At 44.9% G+C, this 16,786-nt stretch carries 17 protein-coding genes and 1 other annotated feature; all 17 genes read right to left on the minus strand.

The features are described 5' to 3' along the window. Nucleotides 1-440: 440 nt before the first annotated feature. A complete protein-coding gene (gene nifJ, locus HMPREF1863_RS08030) occupies nucleotides 441-3,980 on the minus strand; it encodes a pyruvate:ferredoxin (flavodoxin) oxidoreductase (RefSeq protein ID WP_068369771.1) in 3,540 nt (1,179 codons plus the stop codon). A gap of 116 nt (nucleotides 3,981-4,096) precedes the next feature. After that, nucleotides 4,097-5,032, minus strand: coding sequence for an HPr(Ser) kinase/phosphatase (gene hprK, locus HMPREF1863_RS08035; protein WP_068369775.1), 936 nt, complete (start codon nucleotides 5,030-5,032; stop codon nucleotides 4,097-4,099). Next, on the minus strand, nucleotides 5,022-6,887 hold the full coding sequence (gene uvrC / locus HMPREF1863_RS08040; protein ID WP_322622280.1) for an excinuclease ABC subunit UvrC: 1,866 nt from the start codon (nucleotides 6,885-6,887) through the stop codon (nucleotides 5,022-5,024). Before uvrC ends, hprK begins: the two co-directional genes overlap by 11 nt. A 44-nt stretch (nucleotides 6,888-6,931) precedes the next feature. Next, nucleotides 6,932-7,531 carry a ComEA family DNA-binding protein gene (locus HMPREF1863_RS08045; protein ID WP_068369782.1) on the minus strand — a complete coding sequence of 200 codons (600 nt, stop codon included), beginning with the start codon at nucleotides 7,529-7,531 and terminating at the stop codon, nucleotides 6,932-6,934. A 10-nt stretch (nucleotides 7,532-7,541) separates the two neighbouring features. Further along, nucleotides 7,542-7,916 carry a RidA family protein gene (locus HMPREF1863_RS08050; protein WP_068369783.1) on the minus strand — a complete coding sequence of 125 codons (375 nt, stop codon included), beginning with the start codon at nucleotides 7,914-7,916 and terminating at the stop codon, nucleotides 7,542-7,544. Nucleotide 7,917: 1 nt separating this feature from the next. After that, on the minus strand, nucleotides 7,918-8,271 hold the full coding sequence (rsfS, locus tag HMPREF1863_RS08055) for a ribosome silencing factor (RefSeq protein ID WP_083508581.1): 354 nt from the start codon (nucleotides 8,269-8,271) through the stop codon (nucleotides 7,918-7,920). Nucleotides 8,272-8,305: 34 nt separating this feature from the next. Beyond that, on the minus strand, nucleotides 8,306-9,193 hold the full coding sequence (locus HMPREF1863_RS08060; RefSeq protein ID WP_068369786.1) for an LCP family protein: 888 nt from the start codon (nucleotides 9,191-9,193) through the stop codon (nucleotides 8,306-8,308). A gap of 2 nt (nucleotides 9,194-9,195) precedes the next feature. Continuing rightward, a complete protein-coding gene (gene yqeK / locus HMPREF1863_RS08065) occupies nucleotides 9,196-9,756 on the minus strand; it encodes a bis(5'-nucleosyl)-tetraphosphatase (symmetrical) YqeK (RefSeq protein ID WP_198142737.1) in 561 nt (186 codons plus the stop codon). Next, nucleotides 9,753-10,361 carry a nicotinate-nucleotide adenylyltransferase gene (gene nadD, locus HMPREF1863_RS08070; protein ID WP_068369788.1) on the minus strand — a complete coding sequence of 203 codons (609 nt, stop codon included), beginning with the start codon at nucleotides 10,359-10,361 and terminating at the stop codon, nucleotides 9,753-9,755. The genes yqeK and nadD overlap by 4 nt, the downstream gene beginning before the upstream one ends. A gap of 2 nt (nucleotides 10,362-10,363) precedes the next feature. Then, the gene (locus HMPREF1863_RS08075) at nucleotides 10,364-10,654 is read right to left on the minus strand and encodes a YhbY family RNA-binding protein (protein ID WP_068369791.1); all 291 of its coding nucleotides are present in this window, start codon (nucleotides 10,652-10,654) and stop codon (nucleotides 10,364-10,366) included. A gap of 7 nt (nucleotides 10,655-10,661) precedes the next feature. Then, complete coding sequence (gene obgE / locus HMPREF1863_RS08080) at nucleotides 10,662-11,933, minus strand: GTPase ObgE (RefSeq protein ID WP_068369794.1); 1,272 nt, start codon at nucleotides 11,931-11,933, stop codon at nucleotides 10,662-10,664. A 140-nt stretch (nucleotides 11,934-12,073) separates the two neighbouring features. Then, a complete protein-coding gene (gene rpmA, locus HMPREF1863_RS08085; protein WP_068369797.1) occupies nucleotides 12,074-12,364 on the minus strand; it encodes a 50S ribosomal protein L27 in 291 nt (96 codons plus the stop codon). Then, nucleotides 12,365-12,694 carry a ribosomal-processing cysteine protease Prp gene (locus tag HMPREF1863_RS08090; RefSeq protein WP_068369799.1) on the minus strand — a complete coding sequence of 110 codons (330 nt, stop codon included), beginning with the start codon at nucleotides 12,692-12,694 and terminating at the stop codon, nucleotides 12,365-12,367. Further along, nucleotides 12,694-13,002 (minus strand): 50S ribosomal protein L21, encoded by a 309-nt coding sequence (gene rplU, locus HMPREF1863_RS08095; RefSeq protein ID WP_068369802.1) that lies wholly within the window; start codon nucleotides 13,000-13,002, stop codon nucleotides 12,694-12,696. The genes HMPREF1863_RS08090 and rplU overlap by 1 nt, the downstream gene beginning before the upstream one ends. 11 nt (nucleotides 13,003-13,013) lie before the next feature. Then, nucleotides 13,014-13,079, minus strand: a sequence feature (ribosomal protein L21 leader region). Between the two features lie 23 nt (nucleotides 13,080-13,102). Further along, nucleotides 13,103-14,284 (minus strand): ribonuclease E/G, encoded by a 1,182-nt coding sequence (locus HMPREF1863_RS08100; protein WP_068369805.1) that lies wholly within the window; start codon nucleotides 14,282-14,284, stop codon nucleotides 13,103-13,105. Further along, the gene (locus HMPREF1863_RS08105; protein WP_068369808.1) at nucleotides 14,268-14,951 is read right to left on the minus strand and encodes a TIGR03936 family radical SAM-associated protein; all 684 of its coding nucleotides are present in this window, start codon (nucleotides 14,949-14,951) and stop codon (nucleotides 14,268-14,270) included. Before HMPREF1863_RS08105 ends, HMPREF1863_RS08100 begins: the two co-directional genes overlap by 17 nt. Continuing rightward, entirely contained in the window at nucleotides 14,929-16,782 is a 1,854-nt protein-coding gene (locus HMPREF1863_RS08110) for a TIGR03960 family B12-binding radical SAM protein (RefSeq protein WP_068369811.1), read from the minus strand. The genes HMPREF1863_RS08105 and HMPREF1863_RS08110 overlap by 23 nt, the downstream gene beginning before the upstream one ends. Between the last annotated feature and the right edge of the window lie 4 nt (nucleotides 16,783-16,786).

The following is a 16,786-nucleotide window of genomic DNA, read 5'->3' on the forward strand; positions in this document are numbered from 1 at the left end:
CTCGTACAAAATATGCTCTTATCTTTCTGGCCATCCATTTTTTCATAGAATTCCTCCTTTAAATGTTTCTCTATACTCTTTCTATTGTTTTTAGTGGCGTCAAACGCCCAAACTTGCTCCACCTTTTCTACGTCACCCTATCTTATTGTTATTATAATAACACCTTCTATAACGATAGTATTTATATAATATTATCTTGTCAAGGTTTTTCTGCAATTATGTTGTTGTTTTTAACTAGTTAATTCAAAAAAGTTTTATAATAGTATCTTTGGGTTGTTTTTACTGTTTTTAAGCAAATGGCAGGTGGCACATCGTCACGGATCCCTGGCACTGAATCAGATGCTGAAAGCAAAAAGAAGTCTAGTTTTCACTAGACTCCCCAATGGTTGACATAAAACCAAAAAAGAACCGAGTTTTCACTCGGCTCTTTTATCGTTTTCTTATTCAGCTGTGTTTTGATCCATACGAATGTAATTTTCGTAACGTTCTTTGGCGTTTTGTTCAGCAGCTTCGTAAAGTGCTTCTGCACGTTCGGGGAACAATTTCTTGAGGGAGGTGTAACGTACTTCGCCTTCAAGGAATTCTCTATAGGGTTTGCTCGGAGCTTTGGAGTCGAGGCTGAAGGGATTCTTGCCTTCGTCTTTAAGTTCCGGATTGTATCTGTAGAGGTGCCAGTAACCTGTTTCGACGGCTTTCTTTTCTTCTGCAATGGATACGCCCATACCCATGCGGATGCCGTGGTTGATACAGGGAGCGTAAGCGATAACGAGGGACGGTCCGTCGTATGCTTCAGCTTCTTTAATCGCTTTAAGTGCTTGGTTCTTGTCAGCGCCGATAGCGATTTGAGCGACGTATACGTAGCCGTAGCTTGTCATCATAAGACCGAGGTCTTTCTTACGAACTTCTTTACCGTTAGCAGCAAATTTAGCAACAGCAGCTGTCGGGGTTGACTTGGAAGATTGACCACCGGTGTTGGAGTAAACTTCCGTATCGACGACCATGATGTTGATGTTTTCGCCACTTGCTAATACGTGGTCTAATCCGCCGTAGCCGATATCGTAAGCCCAACCGTCGCCACCGAAGATCCATTGACTCGGTTTAATAAGAACACGTTTCATGCTGTCGATGTTAGCGAGTAATTGATCTGCTTCAGCATTGCCGGTTTTCTTGTCGAGTAAGGGAAGAATCTTAGCGGTAGCTGCTTTGGTTACTTCGTAGCTGTTATAGTCTGCTAACCAAGCGTCAAATGCTTTTGCGATTTCTTCGTCAGCGCCGAGTTCTTTGAACGCTTCCATGTTCTTGCGAATAGTTTCGCGTTGTTGATCGACGGCGATCTTCATACCGTAACCGTATTCAGCGTTGTCTTCAAATAGGGAGTTTGCCCAGGAAGGACCTTGGTTGCAGTCGTTGGTGCAATAAGGCATGGACGGAGCGGAACCACCCCAAATGGAGGAACATCCGGTTGCGTTTGCGATCATCATGTGATCACCGAATAATTGGGTTACAAGTTTGATGTAAGGAGTTTCACCACAACCAGCACAAGCACCGGAGAATTCAAGGTGCGGCATGTGGAATTGGGAGTTTCTTACATTGTCTGCGGGAATTTCGTCTTGTTTGGAAGTAACTTCTTCCGAAGCGAATTTCCAGTTATCTGTTTGTTTGTCGAATTCGTCTTCGAAGGGAACCATGACAAGTGCTTTTTCCTTAGCGGGGCAAACTTGAGCACAGTTACCGCAACCTGTACAGTCGAGAGGAGAAATTTGAATTCTATATTCGAATTTGTCCATTCCCTTACCGTTTGCTTTTTTGGTTTCAAAGCTTGCAGGTTTCTTAGCTGCTTCTTCTTCGTCTAATAAGAAGGGACGAATGACGGCGTGGGGGCAAACGAAAGAACATTGGTTACATTGGATACAGTTTTCGATCTTCCATTGGGGAATGTTAACTGCAATACCACGTTTTTCGTATCTGGAAGTACCGGCCATGAAGGTACCGTCTTCCATGCCGACGAAGGTGCTGACGGGAAGGTCATTACCTTCTTGACGGTTAATGGGGACGAGAATCTTATTGATGAACTCGGGTGCGCCCTTGATGGAGTGATCGGATTCTTCCGTGAGGTTAGCCCATTCTGCGGGGTAATCTACTCTGTGGGAAGCGTTCATACCTGCATCAACTGCAGCGTAGTTCATGTTGACGATGTCGTCGCCTTTGTGACCGTAGTCTTTAACGATAGCTTCTTTAAGTTTAGCTACTGCTGTATCTAAGGGAAGAACTTCAGCGAGTTTAAAGAAAGCAGCTTGCATAACCATGTTGGTACGGTTGCCAAGGCCTACTTCACCGGCTAATTTAGTAGCGTTAATGGTGTAGAACTTAACATCGTTTTTAGCAATGTCTCTCTTTAAGCTTGTGGGAAGATTTTCTTCGAGTTCTTCTAAATCCCATGTGGTATTTAGGAGGAAGGTGCCGCCTTTTTTAATGCCGCGAAGCAAATCGTATTGGTGTACATAGGATTGCTTGGAGCAAGAAATAAAGTTAGCAGAGGTCAAAAGGTACGTGGATGTGATCTTTTCGTTACCGAAACGCAAGTGAGACATGGTAACGCCGCCGGATTTCTTCGAGTCATAGTCGAAATAACCTTGTGCATACATGTCGGTTCCGTCACCGATGATCTTAATCGCACTTTTGTTAGCGCCTACTGTACCGTCAGAACCGAAGCCCCAGAATTTGCAACCGATGGTTCCTTCGGGTTCGGTGTGGATTTCTTCTTCGATGGGAAGAGAAAGGTGGGTAACATCATCGACAATACCGATGGTGAAGCCGTCTTTCGGTTGTTCTGCACGTAAGTTTTTGAATACAGCATAGATTTGAGAAGGTGTAGTATCCTTGCTGCCTAAGCCGTAACGACCACCGATGATTCTCGGACGGTTTTCTTGGTCATAGTACATGTCGCGAACATCCAAGAGTAAGGGTTCAGCGTTAGCGCCTTTTTCTTTGGTACGGTCAAGCACTGCGATTCTCTTAACGCTCTTGGGCATGCTTTCCATAAAGTGTTTTGCAGACCAGGGGCGATAAAGGTGAATTTTAAGTAAACCAGTCTTTTCGCCTTTTGCGTTAAGGTAATCTACTACTTCTTCGATGGTTTCAGTTACAGAACCCATTGCGATAATAACGTCTTCTGCGTTTTCGTCGCCATAGTAGTTGAAGAGTTCGTAGTTTCTGCCGGTAAGTTCGGAAATTTGTTTCATGTAATCTTCGGTGATACCGATGATATTGGTGTAGAAACGATTTGCTGCTTCTACTTCTTGGAAATAAATATCCGGGTTTTGAGCTGTACCGCGAACTTCGGGATCTTGGGGAGCGAGAGCACGTGCTCTGAACTCATTTACAGCATCCATATCTACTAATTTTGCAAGATCATCGTAGTCTAATACTTCAATCTTTTGAATTTCGTGAGAAGTACGGAAGCCGTCGAAGAAGTGAACGAAAGGTACGCGTCCTTTGATTGCTGCTAAGTGAGCAACACCTGCTAAGTCCATGGCTTCTTGTACGGAACCGGATGCTAAAAGTGCGAAACCGGATGCACGTGCGGCCATAACGTCTTGGTGGTCACCGAAAATGCTTAGTGCGTGACTTGCAAGCGCACGAGCTGCAACGTGGAATACGCCGGGAAGTAATTCACCTGCGATTTTGTACATGTTGGGAAGCATCAAAAGAAGACCTTGAGAAGCGGTGTACGTCGTTGTCAAGGCACCTGCTTGTAAAGCACCGTGAACAGCACCTGCTGCACCGGCTTCGGATTGCATTTCTTTTACAGATACTTCGTTTCCGAAAATATTCTTTCTGTGATTACTTGCCCAGGCGTCAATATGTTCTGCCATGGGAGATGAGGGCGTAATCGGATAGATACACGCCAAGTCGGAGAATGCGTAGGCGACGTGAGCCGCTGCCGTATTCCCGTCCATAGTTTTCATCGTTTTTGCCATTTCAACCTCCTAAATAAACAACAATTTCCTATAATTAAATTATATCAGTCACTCACTCGATTTCAAGGGCTAGTGATAAGTATTCAATATTATGATTTGATAATTATAAAACGATTTCACGGGCGTTTCCTGTGTTCTATTGAATTTAATACCCGCTGATTTAATTCGAGGGCTGCATTATAACCGAGTTCTTTTTGTTTGTAATTGCGCGTAGCGATTTCCACTATCACCGCCGTATTCCGTCCGGTTCGCATGGGAATTTCTATTTTCGGCAGGCGCACATCTAATATGGATACGTGTTCGTCGTCGATACCCAATCGATTGTAATCGGCAAAATCGTCCCATTGATTTAGTTCGATGACAAGCTCGATTTCTTTTTCTTCCATAATGCTTCCGATGCCGAACAATCGTTCCACATCGATAATCCCCACGCCGCGAATCTCCATAAAATGGCGGGTGATCTTTGGCGAGGTACCTACCAGGCGCTCGTCTAATTTTTTAATTAGAACGGAATCGTCAGCAATCAGTTTGTGTCCGTTGACAATAAGATCCAGCGCCGTCTCCGATTTTCCAATGCCGCTCTCCCCGACCATTAATACGCCGACGCCGAATATATCCAATAAAATCCCGTGACGTCTGACTGTAGGCGCCAAGGCTCTTTCCATATAGGTAATCAGTTTGTTTACAGCTCGCGACGTTCCTTCACCAGTGCGTAAAATCGTGCAGTTGTTTTGACGGGCGAAGGCGACGGCTTCCGGGAAAATTTCCTGATTCCTCGTAACGATTAAAACGGGAATTTTATGATTGAATAAGGCTTTTAAGCGTGCGCGCCTTACTTCAGGATCTAATGCTTTTAAATAATGCCATTCCGCTCCGCCGATAATCTGAATGCGGTTAGCGACAAATTTTGTGTAAAAGCCGCAAAGTTGCAAGCCCGGCCGATTGAATTCCGTCGTATATAAATAGGTTTCGGCGGTATCTTTCGCCTCATAAATGACTTCAAATTTGTTGTCTTCAATTAGTTCTTTAACCGTGAACCGTTTATTGCTCATTTCCGCCTCCATGAAAATGGTCGTATATAGCTTCTGCCGCTTTATAATTCATGCTTTCTACCTGCGCCAATGTTTCAATATCCGCTTCTTTTATTTTACTTAAGGATTTAAAGGCGCGCATTAATTCTTTTTTACGCTTGGGACCGATGGACGGAATGCCGTCCAGCTCCGAGCGAAAACCGGCTTTTGATCGCAGACTTCTGTGATAGGTAATAGCGAAGCGGTGAGCCTCTTCCTGAATCTGATACACCAATCGATAAATTGCGGAGTTTTTTGCCATGGTGATTTCTTTTTTGTTGAAATAAATCCCCCTGGTCTTGTGTTCGTCGTCTTTTACAAGCCCCGCCACGGGAATGGACAGCCCCAATTCATCGAGTATGACGAGAGCCTGGGTTACCTGCCCTTTTCCCCCGTCCATTAAAATTAAATCGGGAAAACTGGCAAAGCCTTTACTTTCTCCTATTCCCTTCCGCTCTTTAAGGCCGCGCTTAAAGCGCCTCGAGAGTACTTCGCGGAGGGATGCGTAATCGTCGGGTCCTTCGACCTCTTTAATTCTAAAGCGTCGATAATCCGTCTTTTTCGGAATGCCCTCCTCGAAAACGACCATGGAACCTACGGATTCCACGCCGGAAATATTGGAAATATCGTAAGCCTCGATACGATCGGGGGCTTCTTCCATTTGAAGAGCCTTGGCGAGTGCAGCCACGGCACTTTCTTTCTTCTCCATCTTTTTGCGCATTTGCTCGGAATGTTTCGTCAGCATATCGATGGCGTTTCGCCGCACCATGGTCATGATTTTTTTCTTTTCTCCGATTTTAGGTACCATGACCTGAACTTTCGATCCTCTTTTTTCCCCAAGCATCGCTTCCACCAATTCTTTTTCGGCGAGAATTTCGTCGATATAAAGTTTGTTGGGAATGTAGGCGGTGCCGTGATAAAACTGAGTGATGAAAGCCTTCATAATTTCTTTCGGCGCCTCTCCGTACGTGTTTTCGATAAAAAAATGTTCCCGACCCATATTTTTTCCTTGTCTGAAGAAAAAGATTTGGATGCACGCGTCCCGATCATCGCTCGCCATGCCGATGACGTCGTATTCTTCCTCGCTCCCCGCCGCCGTTATTCTTTGTTTTTCCATTAGCGTATTTAATGCTTCCAGTTGATCGCGGTATTCGGCTGCTTGCTCGAAGTTTAAATTTTTCGACGCATTCAACATTTTTCCTTCCAGCTCTTTAACAAAGGGAGTCGGCTTTCCGTCGAGAAATGCTTCGATCTCATCAATATGCTTTTTGTAATCCACATCGCTTATGGCTCCGATGCACGGCCCCGCACAGCGGTGTATGTGATAATTCAAACAGGGCCTAACGACGGGATTGGGTTTTGTCAGATCCAATTTACAATTGCGTAAGGGGAAATGTTCGTGAAAAATGTCGATAGTGGCATTGACCGCCAATACATCGGGGAAAGGACCGTAATAGCGGCTGCCGTCTTTTATAATTCGACGCGTCTTCATGATTCTCGGAAATGGTTCGTTGGTAATTTTAATATACGGATATTGCTTGTCGTCGCGAAGTAAAATATTATACTTCGGCAAATATTCTTTAATAAGATTGGATTCCAGAATCAAGGATTCCAGCTCGTTGCCCACGATGATGTATTCGAAATCATGGATGTGGGATACCATACTCGCCACTTTTTTTCCGCTCTTGCCGTACGAGCCGAAATATTGACGCACCCGCTTTTTTAAATTTTTCGCCTTTCCCACGTAGATAATTTGATCCAGCTGATTCTTCATCAAATAGACGCCGGGATCATCGGGTAATGTTTTTAATTTTTCTCTCAATTCAATGGAACTCACGTTAATCTCCAAATTCTAGTAAAAAACTGACCGCAAAGGTCAGTTTATAATTGAATATTTGATTTCAAGCTGTCAAATGTCTTATCGCCGATGCCGGGAACTTCCTTTAAATCCTCTATTTTCGTAAAAGGATGGGCGCTTCGATATTCCATAATTTTCTCCGCCGTCTTCTCCCCTATGCCTGGCAACGACATAAGTTCTTCTTTCGATCCGTTCTGGATGCTGACGACACCTGTAGATGGTGTGCCGCTCGGCGACTGAGGCGACGGTGCTTGTCCGAGTTTGGGAATAAAAAGTTTTTCTTCGTCATTCAGTTTTTTCGCCAAGTTGACTCCGGACATATCCGCCTCGGGCAAAGTACCGCCCGCCGCCGTGATCCCGTCTTTCACTCGAGCGCCTTTATCAAGGGTATAAAGCCCGGGCCTATGTACAGCTCCTCCTATATCCACATAAATCGTCGAGCCGATGGTGTCCTCTTCGGAAGGAAGTTTTTGGCTTTCCTCATCGCCGGCTTCGTCACCATATAAGGTAAGTTCTTTATCTTTCGCCGGCGCAGGATTACGCTTATACATAAATGTTACCGTAGCCACCAGTACGACGGCAAATAGGAAGATCAGCTTTTTTTCACGATCCGTAAACCCCATAGGCAAACCATTAGTTTACGCGAGCGATGGCTTCGATTTCCAGTACGGCGTCTTTTGGCAGGGCGGTAACTTCCACACAACTTCTCGCCGGACGATGATGTGCGAAAAACTCTGCGTAAACCTCATTAAGTTCGCCGAATTTTCCCATATCCGTAATAAAAATATTGACCTTCAACACATTCTCGAGATCGGATCCCGATGATTCCAATAAATTCTTTAAATTAGTAAGACTTTGTCTCGCCGCTTCGGAAACACTTGTCTTCATTTCACCTGTGGCAGGATCCACGGGGATTTGTCCCGAAGCATAGACTATGCCGCCGTCTACAATGGCTTGAGAATAGGGACCTACCGCTGCAGGAGCTTTATCCGTTGAAATAATTTTCATCTTATTCTTCCTCCTTCTTTTCCTCGTCGCCGCTCCATAATCTCTCTAAATTATAAAACTCGCGCATGTCTCGGTGGAAAATATGAACTATAATATCGGCATAATCCAAAATAATCCAACGCGATTGACCGTTTCCTTCGTTATGATAAGTTTCATATCCTTCTTTCGCCATGTTGTCTTCAATTTCTTCGGCAATGGCGTTAAGCTGCGGAGTGGAGTTGCCGCTTACGATGACGAAATAGTCGGCAATGGTCGTATTCTTTCGAATATCCAAAACTTGAATATCCGCTCCGCCTCGATTATCGGCACTTTCTGTAATAATTTCCAGCATTTTTTCTGTCGATTTATTTTGCATAGTCGCCTCCTTTATGGGTTATACCCCTGTTGATTTATTTTATGTTCATCTTTTTTAATAAAGCATCGGCAGCATCATGATCTACTTTGTAATAAGAAATATGATTGATCATAACCGGCGTTCCGGGAATGGTCGAAGACTCAAAATTCTCTTTTCCTACCGAAATAGCCGTCAGTCCCATGCGCGAAACTTTCGAAATCGGCATATTACTCGACGTGTTATCCATGTAGCTGACCAAAAGCTGAGGCCCGTGTAAAATTCCTTTCGAGCTTTTTAATTTGCCCATTAAGGAACTCATAAAGGCTTGTTGAGCTTTGACCCTATCCAAGTCCGCGTTTTTATAGCCTTTTCTAAATCGTAAAAATTGAAGTGCCTCGTCGCCATTTAATGTTTGCAGCCCTTTCTTCAAATGAATGGAAAGGGGCGGATCGGCAGAAGGATCTTCGTAATCCATATCCATGGGGACGTTAACCTCGATGCCACCTACAATGTCCACCACGTCTTTTACAAAGGCGTAATCCGTAACAATATAATAAGGTACATTGAGACCAAAACTTTTATTCACTGTTTCAAGGGCTAGATCTGCCTTTCCGTAGGCATAGGCGTGATTGATCTTCGTCTTGCCGTGACCGCGAATTTCGACACGGCTGTCTCTTGGAATAGATACCAACGAAGCCTGCTTCTTTTCGCCGTCCACATCGAGAAGCATCATGACGTCACTTCTCGTATTATCCGAGCGGCGATTATTTAAACTGTCGACGCCGATTAGTAGAACTTGAAATTTTTCATTACTATTTTTTAAATCGCGAATGACATCTTTCGTTTCGGAATCGTCGCCTAAATTCAAATACGTATTCACGGCAAAGAAGCCCACGACGACGATTAATATCGTAACGAAAAAGCCTCGAAAAAAACTCTTCATGATTATTTTCTCCCGATATAGTAGTTATAGCATCGAATAGAATCGAGGCAAATGGTTTTTTCCGAGTGAATCAAATACCCTAAGTTTTGGGCGACAGACTCCCTCATGCCCCGTTCTAAACTTTCATCCGCCGCTTTTCGAAGATCTTCTACCCCTTCAAAATTGCGCATAGGCTCTAAATAATCGGCTAAAAAGACGACTTCCGCTACAGGCCCCATAGAATCAATTCCCGTGGTGTGGTAGCGAATAGCTTCTAAGATGTCGTCGTCTTCGATGCCATAATCTACTCTCGCCGATTCCGCCGCCACATAGGCGTGTAGAATTTGCGGAAAAGCTTTAAATTTCTCTAAATCCTCAATGTTCAGGCGCTTTCCCTCCTGCCATAAAAGAGCGTCGTCGCGATATTTGCATATATCGTGAAACATGGCGGCAGTTTCCGCTTTCTTTACGTCGACGCCGTGGCGTTCGGCAAGGTGACGTGCCGTTTCCACGACACGTTGAATATGCTGATAACGCTTATCGCCGACGCGAGAAGCTATTTCATTCCAATCGATTGCTTTCAATATCGATAAAACCCCTTTTTTTGAATATAGGTCATCACATGATCCGGCACGAAATACTTGACGGATTTTCCCTGCCGAATGCGGTTTCTTAAACTGGTCGAGGAAATTTCCAACAGCGGCGTATCGATTAACACGATACTCGCGCCATATTTTTCCCTTAATAGATGAATTTCTTTCCGAATGGAATCCCCTGTCTTTAGCTCCGATCCCGGACGAACGGCAACGGCAAAATGAGTAAGCTTTGCCAGCTCGCCAAATAGTTTCCAGGTTTTAAGATCTTGCAGAATATCCGAACCTAAGAAGAAGTAAAACTCTCCTTCTGGATATTCCTCCTTTAATTTTCTTAAAGTATCTACGGAATAAGTCGTCTTATTCTCCATTACTTCCAGGGGAGATACTTCAAAATAAGGGTGATCTGCTACGGCGATTTCCACCATGGTCAGGCGATCTTCTGCCGCCACGGAATAATTCCTCTTATGGGGAGCATTTCCCGTAGGTATAAAGAGCACCTTATGAAGGCCCAATTCCGAGCGCATATACTCGCACATCATCAAATGGCCCATGTGGATCGGATTAAAGGATCCTCCCATAATGCCTATTTTCATAACTACTCCAAGACGATTTTAGGATTCTCTTCAGAAGGTCTGTAAATCGTAAGTTTCGAACCGATGGCCTGAACAAATTCCGCCCCGAGAGCTTCTGTAAGTTCTCTGCCCGCTTCTTCCAAAGATACGGCTGTATTTTGTAAAAGGGTGATTCTTACTAATTCGTGATCTTCAAGAAGAGCGTCTACCTGTTTGATTAAAGCCGGCGTAATGCCGTTTTTACCCACCTGAAGCAAAGGACGCATCCCATGGGAAAGTTTTTTTAATTCTGCCCGTTGTTTTCCAGTAATCATATGACTCCTATTCAAAAAATTCAAATTCGTAATCGTCGATAAAGACCGATTCACCTTCTTGGATTCCAAGTTCCGTCAATTTATCGATGACGCCGTTTTTACGTAAATTCTCTTGGAAATACCGCAGAGAATCGCGATCGTCGAAGAAAGTAGAGCCTAAAAGGCGCTCGATGTAGGGCCCGTCGACGATGTAACGTCCATTTTCCTTTCGAACGGAAATGGCAGGTGTCGTGTCTTTTTCTTCCTCGTAGTATTCGTAATCGAAACTGTCGTAATCCGGTTCCACCGTTTGGAGAATCTCATAGACTTTGTAAAGTAAAGGTTTAATGTCCTTCGTGGTGGCGGCGGATCCGGAAAATACGGTGTACCCTCTGGATTCCAGCTCCTTGCGAATTTCCGGCTCTCGATCGACGGCATCGGGAAGATCCATTTTGTTTATAAAGACAACTTGAGGTTTTTCGCTCAAGGCCTCATTGTAATCTTTAAGTTCTCGGTTGATTTTATCGAAGTCTTCGATGGGATCGCGATAAAAATCGCCGCTGCCGTCCAAGACGTGAATCAGAACGCTGGTGCGTTCCACATGGCGGAGAAAATCGTGCCCAAGGCCTACCCCTTCCGAGGCTCCTTCAATAAGACCGGGAATATCGGCGCAGATAAAGCTTTCTCCCGGCCCCAAATAGACCACGCCTAAATTCGGCGTTAGGGTCGTAAACTGATAGTTTGCGATTTTCGGTTGCGCACTGGAAATGACCGAAAGCAAGGTGGACTTTCCTACATTGGGAAAGCCTACGAGTCCGACATCGGCAAGGAGTTTCAACTCCAGCGTTATTTCCCGGCGCTGACCTTTATAGCCGAGCTGAGAAAAAGTCGGAGCTTGACGGGTGCTCGTCGTAAAGCGAGCATTACCCTTTCCGCCGCCGCCACCTTGTGCAATGACAAATCGTTCGCCGGGATGTTTCATATCGACGATGACTTTTTCGCTTGCAGCATCTCTTACCAATGTTCCCACCGGAACTTTTAATACAATGTCGTCGGCATCGGCGCCGAATTGCTTTTTGTTTCTGCCGTTTTCGCCGTTTTCCGCTTTGTAAACGCGCTTGTAGCGAAAATCCATAAGCGTTCTGAGGCCGCTATCGGCTTCCAGAATGACGCTTCCGCCGCGACCGCCGTCGCCGCCGGCCGGACCGCCTGCCGGTACGTATTTTTCACGGCGCCACGCGACGGCACCGTCGCCGCCTTTTCCCGCTTCTACCGTAATATTGCAAATATCGACAAACATTTTCCACCCCCATTGGTTTCATATTATATCACAGAGCCATTTTAGACAACGGCTCAATGAAAAGCTCTGTCTAATATTTATTTAAGAATATAAAAGAAAAAAGAAACCGCAGATTCCTCTGCGGTTTTAAATCATGTATATTATGCTAATTCTTCAAATGGAACTACATTAACAACTTTTTTGTTTCTGCCGCGATTTTCAAAGGAAACGCGTCCATCGGCTTTAGCAAAGAGAGTGTCGTCGCTACCGATACCTACGTTTACCCCAGGATGAATCTTGGTGCCTCTTTGACGTACGAGAATGTTTCCGGCAAGTACATGTTGACCGTCACCCTTCTTGACGCCGAGACGTTTGGATTCGGAGTCGCGACCGTTTTTAGAACTACCCATCCCTTTCTTAGAAGAGAAGAGTTCGAGTGTAAACAGTATCATCTAAACCTCCTGAGTCTCTATTTTTAAATATTGATCGTATTCACTTTCGATAGCCCTAAGTCCGACGATCATTGAACGAAAGAGAATTTCCGTCGTTTCATCGACGCGGTCGTATGGAATGCGAAGACTTAAATAAGCTTCCGCCTGTTCCGCCGACATTTCCTCTTCCGAAATAGTCGCAATCTGACTCAAGGACATGGCACAGGTTAAAGTTAAAGCTGAAACGCCGTGGCAGACCATTTCGCCTATAGGATCTCCTTCACCTGCATGTTGATTGGCTATAAAGCCTACATAAGCTTTATTATGAACAAAGATCGTAATCTCCGTCATTACGCCAATTTACCGATTTCTACGAGTGTATACGGTTGACGATGGCCTTTTTTCTTACGTTCGTTTTTCTTAGCCTTAAACTTATAAACGATGACTTTTTTAGCTTTCGCTTGTTTTAAAACTTTAGCTTCAACTTTAGCATCGTTAACGTAGGGCTTTCCAACGTTGATTTCGCCATCACGAGCGACGAGAAGAACCTTGTCAAAAGTGACAGCATCTCCTTCGTTAGCGTCGAGCTTTTCTACCTTTACGAGGTCTCCCTCTTGAACGGTATATTGCTTGCCGCCGGTTTCGATTACAGCATACATAGTAGCACCTCCTCTTTACAAGACTCGCCCCAATAGGTGATCATCTTAAAACCCATTAAGTGCGGTTACATTCAAGTATAATACCATAGCTCGCCCGAAATTACAAACTATTCTCTCTTTTTATTTTCTCTTTTAATGCTTCTTGATGATGACGTTTCGCGAGTTCGTATTGTTCTTCAAATCGGAGATCTCTGCGTTGACGGGCAATTTCAAACAATCCCATGGCGGTAAAACCGAAGACCGTCGTAATGACCATGTCGTCTTTTAAACCTTCTTCAATCAGCGATGTAATATCTTTTCGCTCGCCTTCGTCCATTCCATGAACAAAATCCACGACGATCATACCGCTTAAATTGCGAAGCTTAATGTGTTTTACGAGCATCTCCGCCGCTTCTCTATTTAATCGGCGGCGCATATCGCTAAAGGAGCCGCTCTTTTTAACCGATCCGCTGTTAACGTCGATGACCTGACACGCTTCCGCCGTATTAATTACAATGTTTCCACCGCTCGGCAGTGCTACGGTTTTTGAAAAAATGGCATTAAATTTGCTGCGCCATTTCGCCATGGAACGAATGCTGAAGGAAGGATCTACGATAATGTTTCGATCCTCGCCTATACGCTCTTTAAACCGCTTATCGTTGATTACCACCGGAAGATCCCCGTGCTTGGAAAGAATATCCAAACCATGATCCTGCGTTCGCAGCAACTTGGTCGGCGGTAAAAATTGTCTGCTTTTTTCGATGGTGTCGTAAATATCGTAGAGATAAGAAAACTCACGATCTAAGTGGCTTCTGTCGCAAATAGCGGCTTCTGTTCGAATAATCATACCTCTATCCCAGGAAAGGGACTTCGCCCATTCTTTTAACGCGTTACGAATGGATTCATCGTCGATTTTTTTCGATAAGCGCACGCCGCGGCTTTCCGGCAAGAGTACCAAATATTCTCCTCTCAGGGAATAATCTAAACTTAACACCGCCCGTTTTTCGCGAAGGGGCATTTTCTTTACCTCTACGATCACCGTGTCGCCGCCTTTTATTTTTTCTCGATACTCTTTAGGGTAGATGTTTTTCATGGGCAAATAGCCCGTGTCCCTGTGGCCGAAATCGACGAAAGCGCAGTCCATAGCGGGCAGAACGTTTTTGACATAACCCCTGTAAATATTGCCCACTTGTGAATCTTTTGAAAGTAAGTGGACCGCCGTTATTTCATCGCCTTGAATGAGCCCGATGAGACTCGGTGCTTCTCCGTCGATAAAGAGATAGTCCCTAGAGTTGTACTTCAAGATCGTCACCGTCCCAGCTTCGCAGTCTCCTAATTTGGATAAAATCCACATCTACATCCGTCGATTCAAAAAGGCCTGCGAGTAATCGATCCGGCCTGAGGTTTCCTTCACTACCGGCTCGCAGGGTGGCATAAAGGCCATAACCCTCCTCTTCATCTTTCCAATTTAAGGATAGGATGCCCGACTTAATATCTTCGTCTACGATAATCCGCTTGCGCCCCTTTTTCTTACGTCGCTTCACGAGAATTTCTTCTCGCTTCATAGCGTCGTCGATAATGGTTTCTAAGTGCTTTCGATCGGGATAAAATTCTTCAGGAAAGAACATTCGGTATTCCGTCTTTTTAATGCGCTCAAAAACCGATTGCTTGTCGAAATCGGGCGTCACTTCCATGATCTCCAACCCGCGGGGCAACTCGCGATTCAAAGCATCTTTCAATTCCCCAAAAGGATAGTCGTCTTCCACTTCCAGATCCATTACTTCAAATTCGCTTTCCATTCCCACGCTTAAAGGTTGGGCGATGGAAAGTTTTTGGTGTGGATTAAATCCCTCGGACCACAATACTGGGATTTCCGCCCGTTGAATGGCGCGAGTAAAGACGCGCAGAGTATCCAAATGGGAAATGAACTTGATCATTCCCATTTTTTTAAATGCCAGTCTTAGTTCCATTGAAGACACCCCACATTTCGCAATTTTCTATGCCGCAACGATTACATCCCTTGCGGCAATCTTTCGTCGTATCTCCAACTTTTGATTTTTCAAATTCTTTCCAGAGATATTCTTTTTTCACGCCGATGTCGATAAAATCCCACGGAAGTATTTCGTCGCGATCTCTCCGGCGATTGGCGTAGAAATCTCCGTCGATTCCCGCTTCTTCCATGGCCTCGACCCAGCGATCATAATGGAAAAATTCGCTCCATCCGTCGAAAATTTGGCCTTTTTCGTAAGCCTTTAATATCAGTTTACCGATGCGGCGATCTCCCCTTGCGAGGACCGCTTCCATTCGAGAAACATAAGGCTCGTGGTACTGAAATTTCACTTTCGGATCCCGCACCACTTCCTTTACGCCGCGAATTTTTTCAAAGAACTCCTCAAGGGTATCCTGGCCTACCCACTGAAACGGCGTAAAGCCTTTAGGTACAAAGCAAGATGCCGATGCCGTCACGCGGAAATTTCCCTTTATGTCTTCTTTCGGACGACTGAAAAATTCATTTTTTACCTTATAAGCCAAGTGGGCGATGCCTAAAACATCTTCCATGGTTTCGCCCGGCAAGCCGATCATAAAGTAAAGTTTAATGCGACTCCAACCTTCGTCGAAAACGGAACGCACAACGCGCATTAAATCTTCTTCCGTCACATTTTTATTGATTACATCACGCATCCGTTGACTGCCTGCTTCGGGAGCGAAGGTAAGGCCGCTTTTGCGAACTTTCTCGATCTCTCTGAGAACGTCGACGATAAAGCTGTCCAGGCGTAGAGACGGAAGACTGATTCCGATATTTTCATTTTCATAGCGATCCGTCAGCTTTTCCACGAGGGGCATGAGCTGGGTGTAATCGCAGGAAGATAAACTGGTTAGGGAAATTTCGTCGTATCCCGTGTTTTTTAAAATAGACGAAGCTCTTTCCAATAAAGTATCCACGTTTTTTTCACGAATAGGCCGATACATCATTCCCGCCTGGCAAAAACGGCAGCCTTGGGTGCAACCTCTAAATAATTCGAGAACCGCACGATCGTGTACCGTTTCTAAAAAGGGAACGATTTGACGATCCAATTGAAATACCTCGTTCATGTCGTGAATGCGCACGCGCTTGATGATGTCCTTCGCTTCTTTCACTATTGGGCGATGGGAGGCGATGAGCCCTTCTTCGTTATAGGTCACTTCATAAAACGATGGAACATAAACACCTTCTAAGGTGGCGAGGGTCTTCAAACATTCCTCTCTCGTAAGTCCCTTTTCGCGCCCTTCTTTTAATAAGTCCAATACTTTAATATTGAGCGCTTCTCCTTCGCCGATTAAGAAGCAATCCATAAAATCGGCGAGAGGTTCCGGCGTTGTGGCGCAAGGACCGCCTGCTACGACGATGGGATCTTCCTCCCCGCGATCTTTTGCCAAAATGGGAATGCCGCCAAGATCGAGCATGTACAAAATGTTCGTGTAGCTCATTTCATATTGCAGCGTAAAGCCTACCACGTCGAATTCCGAAAGGGGCGTCTTAGTTTCCAAGCTGTATAGGGGGATGCCCTCTCGCTTCATTTCCTCCATCATATCCGGCCAAGGGGCAAAGACCCGTTCACATGCATATTCCGTAGAGTTCATGGCGAAATAAAGTATGTGCATGCCTAAATGACTCATGCCGACTTCATAAACATCCGGAAAACAGAAAGCAAAACGCAAGGTCGGGTCATCTTTTTGAATGCTGTTTAATTCACCGCCGATGTAACGGGCGGGCTTTTCAACTTTCTTCAGACATTTTTCCAGTTGACTCCCTTTAATCATAACA

This window comes from Aedoeadaptatus coxii, assembly GCF_001553115.1.
GTDB classification, from domain to species: domain Bacteria; phylum Bacillota; class Clostridia; order Tissierellales; family Peptoniphilaceae; genus Aedoeadaptatus; species Aedoeadaptatus coxii.